We start from the raw sequence: 14,312 nt of genomic DNA on the forward strand, positions 1-14,312 counted from the left end.
CTTTCCTCTCTTCTTCGTCATGCTGAACTCGTTTCAGCATCCATGGTCCGCCTTCTCCATCCGCGCCGCGCCAAAGGATAGCGCAGGCCGTGGATGCTGAAACGAGTTCAGCATGACGAGCGTGGAGAGAAGGCCCCATTCCAAACGGGGCCCTACAAGTCGCATGAGAATCTCTCCCGCATAGTCGGCCTTGCCGAGGGTGGCGGGCCGGGTTAGGCGAATGGGCGTGAGTCCAGACACGCCCGCCCCGCCCTCGGCGCTCGCGCCCTTCCGCTACCCGGCGTTTCGCGCAATCTGGATCGCCAACTTAGCGTCGAACATGGGGTCGATGATCCAGTCGGTCGCCGCGGCGTGGCTGATGACCGAGCTTACCCAGTCGCACCTGCTGATCGCGCTGGTGCAGGCGGGAGCGACAATCCCCATTCTGCTGCTCGGCATTTTCGCGGGCGCGATTGCGGACAATTTCGACCGCCGCCGCGTGATGCTCGCGGCGCAGACCGGGATGCTCATCGTCTCGGCCCTGCTGACGCTAACCACCTATCTGGGTGCGATCACACCGCTGACCCTGCTGTTCTTCACCCTCGCCGTCGGGTGCGGCACGGCGCTCAACGGCCCGGCGTGGCAGGCTTCGGTGCGGCTGCAGGTCGGGCCAAGGGATCTGCCGCAGGCGATCGCGCTGAACACCATCGCCTATAATCTTGCGCGCAGCGTCGGCCCGGCGCTTGGCGGGCTATTGATCTCGATCGTCGGCACGGCCGCGGCCTTTGGGCTCAATGCGATCAGCTATCTGGTGCTGATCGTCGTGCTGCTGCGCTGGCACCCCGAGACGACGCCGCGGCGCCGCACCTCGATGCTCGCGGCCATCGCCGAGGGGATCCGTTTCTGCGCCCACTCCAACCCGGTGCGCCGGGTGTTGATCCGCGGCTTCGCGTTCGGTTTCGGCGCGGCGGGATTCCAGGCTTTGCTGCCTTCGCTTGTCCGCGACCGGCTGCACGGCACCGAAATCACCTATGGGCTGTGTCTTGCCGCCTTTGGCGCGGGATCGATCTTCGGCGCGTTGTTGGTGAGTTCGGCGCGGCGGCGCTGGGGCAGCGACCGGGTGGTGACCGCTGCCTCGCTGATCTTTGCCGCCGCAATGCTGCCGGTCGCGCTGACCGCCAGCCTGCCGTCGCTGATGATCGCTGCCTTTATCGCTGGCGGCGCATGGGTGTCGACGCTGACCACGCTCAACGTCGCAATGCAATTGCGCTCACCCGAGGAAATCCTCGGCCGCTGCCTGTCGATCTATCAGGCCGTCACCTTTGGCGCGATGGCGCTCGGCGCCTATGCGCTGGGACTGATCGCCGATCTGGCGTCGCTGCCGGGCGCGATCCTCGGGTCAGCGGGTTGGCTGATCCTGTCGGCGCTGGTCCTGCGCTTCGTCGCGCCGATGCCACGGCGCGACGAAGGCCGGCTTATGCCGTGACGGCCGCCGGTTCGACCTGAATCGTCGACCCCGCAATATCGAAGCGGTCGTGCAGCAGTTCGGCGATGCCGCGTTGCAGCCCGCCGATATCGCTTCCCGGCGATGCGAGGATATGAACCGCGGCGCGGTTTTCGCGGTTGCTGATCGACCAGACATGCAATTGCCGTAGCCCGGCTACACCGGGAACGCTTTCCACGGCATCGCGCACCTCGCGAATTTCGACGCCGTCGGGTACACCCTCCAGCAAGATATTCACCGTTCCGCGCAGCAATATCCACGTCCGTGGCAGCACCCACAGGCCGATCAGCACCGCAACCACCGGGTCGACCCATGTCCAGCCGGTGAAGCGGATCAAAATCGCACCGATGATGACGCCGACCGACCCGATCATGTCGGCCCACACCTCCAGATAAGCGCCCTTGACGTTGAAGCTCGCCTCCTTGCCCGCGACCAGCATCCGCATCGCGACCAGATTGACGACGAGGCCGACAGCAGCGACCACCATCATGCCCCACGACTGGACCGGCTGCGGGTCGCGGAACCGGTCGATCGCCTCGACGAAAACATAGATGGCGATGGCGAAAAGCATCAGCGCGTTGAAGGTCGCCGCCAATATCTCGGAGCGGCGGTAGCCGAAGGTCCGCCTCTCGTCGGGCGGTTTTGCCCCAAGCCGGATGGCGAGCAGCGCGATCGCGAGCGCCGCGACGTCGGTCAGCATATGACCGGCGTCGGACAGGAGGGCGAGGCTGTTGAAATACAGCCCGCCCGCCACCTCCACGACCAGAAAGGTCGCCGTCAGCGCCAAGGCCCATCCGAGCATGCGGGTGTTGGCACCCGCGACATGATCGTGGCTGTGGTCCTGTCCCATCGTCATGCTCCTTGCGGCAAGGCGCCGGTCGGCGCGGTTTCGATATCCGACGTATGCGCGCGCGGCCTTCCATAGCGTGCATAGAGTGTCGGCAGCACGAACAGGGTCAGCAGCGTGGCGGAGATCAAGCCGCCGATAACGACCGTCGCAAGCGGCTTTTGCACCTCGGCCCCCGCCCCGGTCGCGAGCGCCATCGGCACGAAACCGAGCGAGGCGACGAGCGCGGTCATCACCACCGGCCGCAGCCTTGCCAAGGCGCCCGCTTTTGCCGCTTCGGCGCGCTTCATACCGTCGGCGATCAATTGCTGGATCGATGTCACCATCACCAGCCCGTTGAGCACCGCGATCCCCGACAAGGCGATGAAACCCACCGCCGCGGAGATCGAAAAGGGCATGCCACGCAGCGCCAACGCAAGCATCCCGCCGACAAGCGCGAGCGGCACACCGGTGAAGACGATCGCAGCATCGCGCACGCTGCCCAGCGCACCATAGAGGAGCAGCAGGATCAACGCGAAGCAGGCGGGAACGACGAGCGCGAGCCGGTCGCGTGCCGAAGCGAGGTTTTCGAACTGCCCGCCCCATTCGACATATTGGCCCGCGGGCAGGCGCACCTGTTCGCGGATCGCGCCCTGCGCATCCTCGACCACGCTCGCAACATCGCGGCCACGGACATTCGCCTGCACGACGATCCGCCTTTTGCCATTTTCGCGGCTGATCTGGTTCGGGCCGTCGACCACCGCGAGTTCCGCCACGCTTTCGAGCGGCACGAAGCTGCCGCCGGGCGTCGGTACCGGCACCTGCCCCAGCGCCGCAAAATCGGCGCGCGCGGCATCGGACAGGCGGATCGTAACCGCAAAGCGCCGGTCACCTTCGAAGATGACACCCGCATCGCGTCCACCGACCGCTGCTGCAATGGTCTCCTGCAGTACCGCGGCGGTGATGCCGAGGCGTGCCATGGCATCACGGTCCGGCCGGATATCGAGCATCGGCAGGCCTTCGGTCTGTTCGACGCGGACATCGGTCGCGCCTTCGGTCTTGCGAAGGACCGCCGCGATGCGGTTGGCCGTCGCAGCCATCGCATCGCTGTCGTCACCGAAGACCTTGACCGCCACATCGCCGCGCACCCCGGCGATCAGTTCGTTGAAGCGCATCTGGATCGGCTGGCTGATCTCAAAGGCGTTGCCGGGCAGGCCGGCGAGCGCCTTTTCGACCTTCTCGGTCAACTCCGCCTTGGTAAGACGCGGGTCGGGCCACTCCTTCCGGTCCTTCATAATGATGAAGCTGTCCGAAATATTCGGCGGCATCGGATCGGACGCGAGTTCGGCGGTACCCGTCTTCGAAAAGACGAACTTCACCTCGGGCAAGGCGGCAAGCGCGCGTTCGGCGCGCAGCTGCATCGCCTGGCTCTGGTCGACCGAGGTTCCGGGAACGCGCAGCAATTGCGCGGTGAGGTCGCCTTCGTCGAGTTGCGGCAGGAATTCCTGCCCCAGCGTGACATAGGCGCCCGCACCGACAAACAGCGCCGCGACCGCGGCGAGCATCGTTTTGCGCGGTGTGCCCATCGCGCGGTCGAGGCCGGGTTCATAGCGCGAACCGAGCCAGCGCATGATCCGCCCCTCCTTTTCCTCGACGGGTTTCGACAGCCAGATCGCGAGCATCGCGGGGACGAAAGTCAGCGACAACACGAAGGCGGCGGCAAGCGCGACGATCACCGTCAACGCCATTGGGGTGAAGGTCTTTCCTTCAACCCCGGTCAGCGTAAGCAGCGGGACATAAACGAGGATGATGATCGCCTGCCCATAGACCGACGGCCGGATCATTTCGCGCGCGGCCGCGGCAACAACGCCGAGCCGCTCGTCACGATCGAGCGTGCGACCCAATTTATGTTGCCGTTCGCCGATGCGGCGGAGGGTGTTTTCCACAATGATCACCGCGCCGTCGACGATCAGACCGAAGTCGAGCGCGCCGAGACTCATCAGATTGGCCGACACGCCGCCCTTGAGCATCCCGAAGCTGGTGAGCAGCATCGTGATCGGGATGACGAGCGCGGCGATCAGCGCGGCACGGAAATTTCCGAGCAAAAGGAAGAGGATGACGATGACGAGCAGCGCGCCCTCGGTCAGGTTTTTCGCCACCGTCTTGATCGTCGCGTTGACGAGGCCGGTGCGGTCGAGCACCGGCTGGATGACGATGTCGGTCGGCAGCGAGGCGTTGATCTCGTCCAGCCGCTCCGAAACGCGGCTCGCGACATTGCGGCTATTTTCGCCAATTCGCATGATTGCGGTGCCCACGACGACCTCGCGGCCGTTTTCGGACGCCGAGCCCATGCGGATCGCCTGTCCCGTGCGCACGCTTGCCACCTGGTCGAGGCGGATCGGAACCCCGCCGCGCGTCGCGATGATCGTCTGCGCCAATTGTTCGGCGCCGCCGATCCGCGCGTCCGAGCGGACCGCGAGGCCCTCGCCGTTGCGGTCGACGACGCCCGCGCCGATCGCGCGGTTGTTCGCCTCGAGCGCGGTTGCCAGATCGCCGAGGCTGAGGCCCAGCGCCGCGAGCCGCTGGACGTCGGGAACGACCTGATATTGCTTCACATAGCCGCCGATGGTGTCGACGCCCGCCAGACCCGAGATCGGCTTCAGCAGCGGCGTAACGATCCAGTCCTGCGCAGTGCGCAGATAGGTCGCCTTTTCGGCGTCGGTAACCAGCCGGTCGCCCTCGGGCGTGATGTAGCTGCCGTCGGGCTGCATCCCGGGTTCGCCGGGCTTGTGCTTGTCGTCCTTTCGATGCTCCATATGGACCGTCCACATGAAGACCTCGCCAAGTCCCGTCGCGATCGGCCCCATTTCGGGGACGACATCGTCGGGCAAGGCCTGCTCGGCGCCGCGCAGCCGCTCGGCGACCTGCGCGCGCGCGAAATAGATGTCGGTCGCGTCGGTGAAGACCGCGGTGACCTGCGCAAAGCCGTTGCGGCTGAGCGAGCGCGTGCTTTCGAGGCCGGGGATGCCGGCGAGCGCGGTTTCGATCGGAAAGGCGACCTGCCTTTCGACCTGTTCGGGCGACAGCGCCGGGGCGCGGGCGCTGATCTGGACCTGATTGTTGGTGATGTCGGGGACGGCGTCGATCGGCAGGCGGCTGAGCGCCCACGCGCCGATCAAGGTGGCGATGGCGGTAACGAGCAGCACGAACCAGCGCCGCGCGACCGCGAAATTGACGATGGAGGCGATCATGTCAGTGCCCCCCATGCTCGGCTTCGCCCTTGGCGAGCTCGGCCTTCAAGGTAAAGCTGCCCTCGCCCGCGAGTTGTTCGCGGCCCGACAGGCCGGTGACGGTGGCCGTGCCGCCGACGCGCGAGGTCACGGTGACCGGTACGGTGCGGAAGCCTTCTTTGGTGCGGACAAAGACGCTCGTCTTGCCCTCGACGGTCTGGATCGCGCTGTCGGGCACGCTCACCGCGTTCCCGGGAGCGCCCGCCTGCAGGATCGCGGTGACCGGCTCGCCGGGTCGCCAGACGCCGCCGCCGTTCTCGAGCAGGGCGACCGCCGGGACGAGGCGCGTCGCGGCATCGAGCACCGGCGACACGAAATGGACGCGCGCGGTCGCCGTGCGGGCACCCGACCGCACCTCGACCGGCGTCCCGGCGCGGATGCGCCCGGCGTCGGCGGGAGTCAGCGACAGGTTGATCGCGACGCGGCCGAGGTTGGCGACGCGGAACAGTTCGGCATCGGGGGCGACGGTCTGCCCCAGCACGACGCTGCGCGCTATGACCTGCCCGCCGATCGGCGCGACGACGCCGATGCGGTTGAGCGACCCGCCGCCGACGCCCGCTGCCGACAGCTGCTGCGATGCAAGCCGGAGCGCGATATTCGCTTCGGTCATCGCGGTGCGCGCGGCAATCAGGTCGCGTTCGGGCGAGACTTTGAGCGCGAACAGCCGCTCCTCGCGCGACAGGTTCGAGCGGGCGAGGTTCGAGCGTGCCTGTGCCGCCTCGACCTCGGCGCGGAGCCCCGCGGCGTCGCGGCTCTCGATTACCGCGACGACCTCGCCGCGCCCGACCGCTTCGCCGAGGTTGCGGTTCAGCGCGACGATACGGCCGCCGATCGCCGCCGAGACGACCTGCGTCGCCTGCGGATCGCTTTCGATGGTCGCGGGCAGGCTGAGCGTACCGGCGCCGCCCGCTGCCGGGCGGACGAGGGCAATGCCCGCCGCCGTGATCTGCTGCGCGGTCAGGTGGATTTCGCCTTCGACCTCCTCTGCCTCCGCCTTGGCTTTCTCGGCGGGTTTGGCCACCTGTTCTCCGCAACCGGCGAGGACAAGCATCAGCGCGAGCGGCAGCGCCGCCCGATATTTCGATATCGTCGTCATTGGATACCCCCTTCGGTGGGCAATTTCGCCGTCAGCCGTTCGAGGCGCGCGGCAGCATCATGATAGGTGGCGCGCGCGTCGATTCCGGCGCGGCGTGTGTCGAGCAAGGTCCGTTCGGCATCGAGCAAGATGAGCTGGTCGAACTTGCCCTCGGCATAGCCGATGCGCGCGATGCGCGCGGCTTCGGTCGCGGCGGTCAGTGCCGGTTCGGAAGCGCGCACCGCCGTCGCGGCCCGGTCGCGGTCCGCCTCGGCGGCTGCAATCGCCCGCTCGGCTTCGAACAGCGCGATGCGCCGCTGCGCTTCCGCCCGATCCCGTTCGCGTGCGGCCTGCGTCACCGCCGCCTTGCCGCCGTTGAACAACGGCAGCGGCACCGAGACCCCGAACACCATCGCCTGATCGTTGCTGGCCTCGAGCCGCCGCGTCCCGGCGGTCAGCGTGACATCCGGCGCGCGTTGGCTGCGCGCCAGCCGCAGTTCGGCTTCGGCCGCTGCGGTGTCCGCAGCGGCAGCGGCGAGTGCCAGCGTGCCGCGGGCATCGACCGGCACCCCCGGCCCCTGCGCCCGCGCCGCGGCAAGATCGAACCAGCGCTGATCGAGCGCCGAACCCGCCCCGTCACCGACATATTGGGCGAGCGCGACACGCGCGGCCGTTGCCGTGCGCCGCGCGGTTTCGGCTTCGGTGGTCGCCCTGATCTGTTCCAGCGCCGCACGCTGTTCATCGATCGGCGAATTGGCGCCCACCATCACGCGGTCGCGCGCGATCCGCAGATTCTCGGTCGTGACCGTAACCTGCGTTTCCGCAACCGTCGCACGGCGTTCCGACGCGATCGCAGCAACATAGGCCCCGGTCACCGCGAAGCGGCGATCGGCCTCGGCGACCGCGAGGTCGACGTGGGCGCGCTGGATCTTTGCATCGGCGACCGCAATACGCGCCGATCTTTTCCCGCCCAGTTCGACCGGCATCGCGAACGCGATGGTCGTGTCCGATTCGTCGAACCCGCGATACGGCCCGGTGCCGAGCGCATTTTCGGTATCGACGCTGACCGAGGGATTGGGGCGAAGCCCAGCGACAGTGCGCCCGGCCTGCGCGGCCCAGACGCCGGCTTCGGCCGCCTGTGTCAGCGGCGTGGTCACGCCAGCGTCAGCCAGCGCTTCGTCAAGGGTCAGCACATCGCCGCCCGCGGACGGAGACGAGGTTTGCGCCTGCACCGGCAAGGCGCAGAGCGGCGCGGCCAATATGGCCGCCAATAATGATTTCATCGGGATTTATCCTGAACAAGCCAAAGTCAGCCGCCGGATGGCCGGCGGCACGGGCTGGTTCAGGCGATCGGCGGCCTCAGATTCGCGCCGGGGATCAGTTGCGGCACGAAATCGGCGCCAGCCGCAAAATTCACGCCGTTGAGCGGCAGGCAGGTCGGCGCATCATTGACGCCGATATTGCCGACCTGATGATGGCCGTGGCAGCCGCCATGATTGTGGAAGCCCATTTTGTCGGGGTCGTTGGCAGGTTCGCCCTGCGTGTGTCCGGCGTCTTCAGCGCAATATTCGGCCGTTGCCCAGGCCGGCGCTTCGGCTGCATGCGCAATGCTCCCGAATCCGATGGACAGGGAAACCAGCAAGCCAATCAGGAAGCGCATCAGCGTCGGCATGCCGCGCATATAGTCGCGCATGGGCGCATTGTCACGCTCCGCTCTCGGCCGCCCCGGTGGTTTCAATCGTGAAGCGGCTGTTCGACAGCTGCAATTCGTCGCCGCAGTGGCTGCACGCGACGACCATGTTCAGATCGTGGCCGCAGCTTTTGTGGGTCAACAGCAATGGCGGCCCGCGCTCATCGGAAAACCAGCGATCGCCCCATTGCAGCAACGCGAGCAGCACCGGATAGAGATCGCGACCCTTGGCCGTCAGGCGATATTCGACGCGGTCGGCATGCGCCGAATAGGGCATTGTTTTCAAAACCCCCTGCCGCACCAGCCGTTCGAGGCGGCCGGTCAGGATATTCGTCGCCATCAGCGTATCGCGCTGGATATCGTCGAAGCGGTTGATGCTGGTGAACATCGCGCGGACAACCAGCGTCGCCCAGCGGTCACCGAACAATTCGATCATCGTATCGACCAGCGGCCGCCCGCCCGGGCGCCGCGCCCCGACGTCGCCGTTGAAGCGGCGGCGCTCATAATGCGGGACGACCTGCGCCAGCCCCGGCCCTTCGCGCCAGTCGACGTCGCGCGGATCGATTTCGGCGCGGCAATGCCGGCACGCCGGAACAGGCTCGGTCGCGTGGCTGCAGCTTATGTGGTGGAGCCGCACCTGAAAATCGCGCTCCGCCGCTTCCCATTTATGCTGCCAGCGCAGCATCATCAGTGCGTTGGGGAACTGGTCCCGGCCCTTTTGGGTCAGGACATAATGGAAGCCGCGGCCGCCCTTTTTCGGGACCTTCGCCAGACAATCCTCTTCGACCAGCTTTTTGAGGCGCCCATTGACCACCGAGCGGGCAAGGCCGGTGCGCACGACAAATTCGTCGAAGCTGTGGGTACCGAGAAACGCCTGTTCGATCAGCAGCAGGACGGGCACGTCGCCGACGACATCGAGCGCACGCCAGATCGAACAGGCCCTGATCGTGCGATCGTGTTTCAAATCAGCCGTCCCTACCTCTCCCCGCCCCTAAACGAAGCCCGGGGTGCCGACAAGGCTGGCACCTGCGACAGGAGGGCGGCGGCGAACCGCCCTCCCCGCATCAAAAGCGCCCGGTCAACTGTACCGCAATCGTGCGCGGCCGGTCGACGATGCCGTTATAGGCGTTACCGGCGTTACGCGTGATCGTCGTTGCCAGCGGCATCGAACTCGCGGTCTGCAGGATGCGCTGATTGGTCAAGTTGCGGCCGATCAGCGCCACCTCCCAGCGATCGTCGACCTGCGCCAATGCCAGCCGCGCGCCGAGCTTTACATAACCGTCCTGATGCGTGCGCGGATCGAGATTCGCCGACGCGATATAGGAGGAGGAGAAGTCGGCGTTGACGTTGAACGCGACCTTCATGCTGGTCGTGACCGGCGTCGTATAGTCGAGGTTGAGGTTACCCGACCATTTGGGGCTGAGCGCGTTGCGCTTGCCCGAATAGTCGCAGAAGCCGTTCGCGCCCGGCGTCTGCAGATAATAGCATTGGCCGTCGGTGAAATTGGTGAATTTGAAATCGAGATAGGCGACCGCACCGCTGATCGTCAGCCCGTCGGCGATCGCGGCGCGGAAATCGGCCTCGACCCCCTGCGTCGTCGCCGCGGCGGCGTTGCGGACGTTGAAGTTCAGCGTGCCGTCGAAAATATTGACCTGCAGATCCTTGTACTTGGTGCGATAGAGCGACAGGTTGAAGGCGACGCTGCGGCCCTTGTATTTGAGCCCCGCCTCGAAATTGTCGGCGCTTTCATCCTCGAACTCGAACGCCCCCGGCTTGGCAACGGTGGTCGAGGTCGGCAGCGAGTTCGAACGAATGTCGAAGCCCCCGGCCTTGGTTCCGCGCGCATAGGAGGCATAGACCATCAGGTCGTCGGTCGCGTCGAACTGGACGTTGACCATCGGGTTGAAACTGTCTTCGCTGATCTTGCCCGAGATGCTGTGCGCCTCGATATTGAGCGCGCGGAACACCGCCGTGACCACCGGCAGCGGCGCGGTGTTCAGCGGCCCCTTGACGATCGCCAGCGTGCGGCTGCCGCTCTTCTTTTCATGGTTGAAGCGCGCGCCCGCGGTGATGCGGAAGCGATCGCTGAGCGCCAGTTCGCCCTGCGCAAAGCCCGAAATCAGATCCGACTTCTGCGCATAGTCACGGTCGTTGCGCGTATCGCCGAGCGCGTTGAACGGGGCCCCCAGCGCAAGGAAGGTCGGATTGAACCGGGTGAAGTCCTGCACGTCGAGCTTGGCATGCTGATAATAGATGCCGCCGATATAGTTGAAGGTCTCGCCGCCCGGCGAGGTCAGCCGCAGTTCCTGGCTGAACTGGCGATAATCTTCGCGCAGGTTCGTGCCGTCGAGGAAGCTGACGCCCGAGAAATCGACGTCGACAATCTCGCGCGTCTTGTAATCGAGCAGGGCGCTGGTCGAGGTCAGCGTATGTTCGCCGACATCAAGATCCATGTTCAGCGTGGCCCCGAACACCTTGTTCCGGCTTTCATAACCATTGTCTTCGCGGACATAATCGGGGTTGGTGCTGACGAAGAACGGCCCCTGGAAGACGGTGTTGTAATTGCCCACCGCGCCGAACACGTCGCGCGGCTGCCCCTTCGCTTCGAAGTCGGCATATTCGACCTTCAGTTCGGCGGCGAACGGCCCGCCGCGATCGAACTCGATCTTGCCGCGGACATATTTCTCGTCGACGTTCGGCTCGTCGCGGTCGAGCTTCTGGTTATAGAAATAGCCGTCCATCTTGCGGTAATAACCGACGACGCGCGCCTCGACGCCGTCGGTCAGCGGCCCCGAGAGCACGCCGGTCAGCTGCAATTCCTTGTGGTTGAATTCGTAAAGCCCGCTCACCGAACCTTCGAATTCATCGGTCGGGCTGCGCGTGGTGATGTTGACTGCACCCGCAATCGCATTTTTGCCGAACAGCGTCGGCTGCGGCCCGCGCAGCACCTCGACGCGCTCCATGTCGATCAGCGGCAGGCGCGAGAGCTGGTCGCGGCCGTAGTAGACGCCGTCGACGAACATCGCGACCGACTGTTCGAAGCCCTTGTTGTCGCCCGACGCAATGCCGCGGATCGCGATGCGGTTGGCGATCGCGGTCTGGGTGATCTTGAGGTTCGGGACCGACGACGAAATCTGTTCGAGGTTGGTCTGACCGTAATTTTCGATCTGCTTGCCGCTGATCGCCGAGATCGAGATCGGCACGTCCGACAGGCCTTCGGCGCGCTTCTGCGCGGTGACGATGATTTCCTCGAGTCCACCCTGCTGTTCGGCAGATTCGGGCGTCGGCGCCGCGTCCTGCGCGAACGCGACAGCGGGACTGGCGAGCGCCGATGCAGCGAGCAGCGCAACAAAATTTCTGTTCATAGGGTCCTCCCACGCATCATCGTCTTGGCGACCACCGCCCGCGATGTTTTTCTTGCCTTGCGACTCATAAGGGCTTTAAGTATCGTTATGCAAGTCAGATAATTTGAGAGAGGAAACACCTTGCCGGGACACGGCCTTCCCCCTGCGCTGACGCGCAATTTGCGCCTGCCCGCGATCGCGGCGCCGATGTTTCTCGTATCGGGTCCCGAGATGGTGATCGCCGCATCGCGGTCGGGCGTGATCGGCAGCTTCCCTGCCCCCAATGCGCGCACGTCGGCCGACCTCGAGGACTGGGTGAGCCGGATCGACGCGGCGTTGTCGAACGATCCCGGGGCCGCGGCCTGGGCGGTCAATCTGGTCGTCCATCCGTCGAACAGCCGCCTTCCTGAAGACCTTGCCTGCGTCGTGCGCCACAAGGTGCCGCTCGTCATCACCGCGCTCGGCAGCCCGGCGCGGGTGGTCGAGGATATTCACAGCTATGGCGGGCTGGTGTTCGCCGACGTCAATTCGGTCGGCTTCGCGCGCAAGGCGGCGGCGGCCGGGGTCGACGGGCTGGTGCTCGTCGCCGCGGGGGCGGGCGGGCACACCGGCGCGACCGCGGGCTTTGCCTTTGTCGAAGAGGTGCGCCAGTTCTGGGACGGGCCGCTGGTGCTTGGCGGGGCGATTTCGACGGGTCATGCGGTGCGGGCAGCCGAGATTTTGGGCGCCGACTTCGCCTATCTCGGCACGTCGCTGATCGCCTGCAGCGAGAGCATGGCGGTGCCGGGGTACAAGGAGATGATCGTCGCGGCCGGGGCGGAGGATATCGTGCCGTCGAAGGGCATCACCGGTGTGACCGCCAACTGGTTGAAATCGAGCCTGATCGCCGCGGGTTACGATCCTGCGAACATGCCCGAGGACAAGCGCCCGAATTTCTCGGACGCGCAGGACGATGCGAAGGCGTGGAAGAATGTCTGGTCCGCCGGGCAAGGCGTCGGCGCGGTGCGCGGCGTCGAGCCGGTCGCCGCCATCGTCGACCGCCTTGTGAAAGAATATGATGCGGCCGCAACGCGCCCGCGCTTTGCCCCTGCCGAAGGAGTCATCGCATGACCGCCCAGCTTGTCGAGACGATCGAGACGACGATCCAGCCGAACGACCATCCCTATATGAAGGGCGCCTGGCGGCCGACGTTCAACGAATGGAACGCGATCTTCGCCAATGGCGATGCCGAGGTGATCGGGACGATCCCGACCGACATCGACGGCGTCTATGTGCGCACCGGCGAGAACCAGATTCACGAGCCGATCGGCCGTTACCACCCGTTCGACGGCGACGGGTTCATCCACGCGATCAGCTTCAAGGATGGCCGCGCGAGCTATCGCAGCCGCTTCGTGCGCACCAAGGGCTTCGAGGCCGAGAAGGAAGCCGGCCGATCGCTGTGGGCCGGGCTGATGGAACCGCCGCACAAATCGACGCGCCACGGCTGGGGCGCGCAGGAGTGGCTCAAGGATTCGTCGTCGACCGATGTCGCGATCCACGCGGGCAAGATTATCTCGACCTTCTATCAGTGCGGCGAGGCGTATCGGCTCGATCCCTTCACGCTCGAACAGCATGGCACCGAGAGCTGGGTGCCGCTCGACGGCATTTCGGCGCATTGCAAGGTCGACCTTTCGACCGGAGAATTGATGTTTTTCAATTACTCGAAGCACGCACCCTATATGCATTATGGCGTCGTCGGGGCGGACAATAAGCTCAAGCATTATATCCCCGTGCCGCTCGCCGGGCCGCGCCTGCCGCACGACATGGCGTTCACGAAGAATTACACGATCCTCAACGACATGCCGCTCTATTGGAACGAGGAATTGCTCGAGCGAAACCTGCACGTCGTGCAATTCCATCCCGACGAGAAGACGCGCTTTGCGATCATTCCGCGGCATGGCCAGCCCGAGGATATTCGCTGGTTCACCGCCGAGCCGACCTACACGCTGCACTGGCTGAATGCGTGGGAGGAAGGCGACGAGATCATCCTCGACGGCTATTATCAGGAAGAGCCGATGCCGAAATCCTATCCGAACGCGCCCGAGGGGCTCGAACGGATGATGGCGTATCTCGATCAGGGATTGCTCAAGCCGCGGCTCCACCGCTGGCGCTTCAATTTGAAGACCGGCGAAACGGTCGAAGAACGCCTCGACGACCGCGATCTGGAATTCGGGATGTTCAACCATCGCTATGCCGGCAAGCCCTATCGCTATGCCTATAGCGCGATCCCCGAGCCGGGCTGGTTCCTGTTCCGCGGACTCGTCAAGCACGATCTGAATGCGCGAACGAGCCAGTCCTACGAGTTCGGCCCCGGCCGCTTCGGCAGCGAGGCGCCCTTCGCGCCGCGGATCGATGCGAAGGACGAGGATGACGGCTATCTCGTCTCGTTCATCGCCGACCTTGACACCGACACGTCCGAATGCGTGCTGATCGACGCGAAGAATGTCGCAGCGGGGCCGGTGTGCCGGATCATCCTGCCCGAGCGCATCTGTTCGGGAACGCACACCGTGTGGGCGAGCGGCGACGATATCGGGATGGCCGACAACAGCGTGCTGGCCGCCTGAG

10 protein-coding genes are annotated in these 14,312 nt (G+C 65.5%); 3 read left to right on the forward strand and 7 right to left on the reverse strand.

Going from position 1 to position 14,312, the window contains the following annotated elements; all coding sequences use genetic code 11:
• Window positions 1-226 precede the first annotated feature (226 nt).
• Entirely contained in the window at window positions 227-1,465 is a 1,239-nt protein-coding gene (locus AC07NV_RS01170; RefSeq protein WP_495164503.1) for an MFS transporter, read from the forward strand.
• Here the strand turns inward: AC07NV_RS01170 and AC07NV_RS01175 are convergent.
• The 7 genes from AC07NV_RS01175 to AC07NV_RS01205 all read right to left on the reverse strand — a co-directional run bounded on the left by AC07NV_RS01175 (window position 1,455) and on the right by AC07NV_RS01205 (window position 11,729).
• Window positions 1,455-2,339: a cation diffusion facilitator family transporter gene (locus tag AC07NV_RS01175; protein ID WP_495164504.1), complete on the reverse strand. Its 885-nt coding sequence runs from the start codon at window positions 2,337-2,339 to the stop codon at window positions 1,455-1,457. The genes AC07NV_RS01170 and AC07NV_RS01175 overlap by 11 nt on opposite strands.
• Window positions 2,336-5,560: an efflux RND transporter permease subunit gene (locus AC07NV_RS01180; RefSeq protein WP_495164505.1), complete on the reverse strand. Its 3,225-nt coding sequence runs from the start codon at window positions 5,558-5,560 to the stop codon at window positions 2,336-2,338. Before AC07NV_RS01180 ends, AC07NV_RS01175 begins: the two co-directional genes overlap by 4 nt.
• 1 nt (window position 5,561) lies before the next feature.
• Window positions 5,562-6,695: an efflux RND transporter periplasmic adaptor subunit gene (locus AC07NV_RS01185; protein ID WP_495164506.1), complete on the reverse strand. Its 1,134-nt coding sequence runs from the start codon at window positions 6,693-6,695 to the stop codon at window positions 5,562-5,564.
• Window positions 6,692-7,957, reverse strand: coding sequence for a TolC family protein (locus AC07NV_RS01190; protein WP_495164507.1), 1,266 nt, complete (start codon window positions 7,955-7,957; stop codon window positions 6,692-6,694). The genes AC07NV_RS01185 and AC07NV_RS01190 overlap by 4 nt, the downstream gene beginning before the upstream one ends.
• Window positions 7,958-8,016: 59 nt before the next feature.
• On the reverse strand, window positions 8,017-8,367 hold the full coding sequence (locus AC07NV_RS01195; RefSeq protein ID WP_495164508.1) for a hypothetical protein: 351 nt from the start codon (window positions 8,365-8,367) through the stop codon (window positions 8,017-8,019).
• A gap of 10 nt (window positions 8,368-8,377) precedes the next feature.
• Window positions 8,378-9,328 (reverse strand): winged helix-turn-helix transcriptional regulator, encoded by a 951-nt coding sequence (locus AC07NV_RS01200; protein ID WP_495164509.1) that lies wholly within the window; start codon window positions 9,326-9,328, stop codon window positions 8,378-8,380.
• A gap of 100 nt (window positions 9,329-9,428) precedes the next feature.
• Window positions 9,429-11,729: a TonB-dependent receptor gene (locus AC07NV_RS01205; RefSeq protein ID WP_495164510.1), complete on the reverse strand. Its 2,301-nt coding sequence runs from the start codon at window positions 11,727-11,729 to the stop codon at window positions 9,429-9,431.
• Window positions 11,730-11,849: 120 nt separating this feature from the next.
• Between AC07NV_RS01205 and AC07NV_RS01210 the strand changes: the two genes are divergently transcribed.
• The gene (locus AC07NV_RS01210) at window positions 11,850-12,818 is read left to right on the forward strand and encodes an NAD(P)H-dependent flavin oxidoreductase (protein WP_495164511.1); all 969 of its coding nucleotides are present in this window, start codon (window positions 11,850-11,852) and stop codon (window positions 12,816-12,818) included.
• Window positions 12,815-14,311, forward strand: a complete 1,497-nt coding sequence (locus AC07NV_RS01215) for a carotenoid oxygenase family protein (RefSeq protein WP_495164512.1) — start codon at window positions 12,815-12,817, stop codon at window positions 14,309-14,311. The genes AC07NV_RS01210 and AC07NV_RS01215 overlap by 4 nt, the downstream gene beginning before the upstream one ends.
• The last annotated feature ends 1 nt before the right edge of the window (window position 14,312 follow it).

It is taken from the genome of Sphingopyxis sp. GW821-FHT10B01 (assembly GCF_059415685.1).

Bases quoted from the DNA above. Each gene is read 5' to 3' on its own strand.
- AC07NV_RS01175 (WP_495164504.1), bottom strand. From the start codon at position 2,339: ATGACGATGGGACAGGACCACAGCCACGATCATGTCGCGGGTGCCAAC.
- AC07NV_RS01180 (WP_495164505.1), bottom strand. From the start codon at position 5,560: ATGATCGCCTCCATCGTCAATTTCGCGGTCGCGCGGCGCTGGTTCGTG.
- AC07NV_RS01185 (WP_495164506.1), bottom strand. From the start codon at position 6,695: ATGACGACGATATCGAAATATCGGGCGGCGCTGCCGCTCGCGCTGATG.
- AC07NV_RS01190 (WP_495164507.1), bottom strand. From the start codon at position 7,957: ATGAAATCATTATTGGCGGCCATATTGGCCGCGCCGCTCTGCGCCTTG.
- AC07NV_RS01195 (WP_495164508.1), bottom strand. From the start codon at position 8,367: ATGCGCGACTATATGCGCGGCATGCCGACGCTGATGCGCTTCCTGATT.
- AC07NV_RS01205 (WP_495164510.1), bottom strand. From the start codon at position 11,729: ATGAACAGAAATTTTGTTGCGCTGCTCGCTGCATCGGCGCTCGCCAGT.
- AC07NV_RS01215 (WP_495164512.1), top strand. From the start codon at position 12,815: ATGACCGCCCAGCTTGTCGAGACGATCGAGACGACGATCCAGCCGAAC.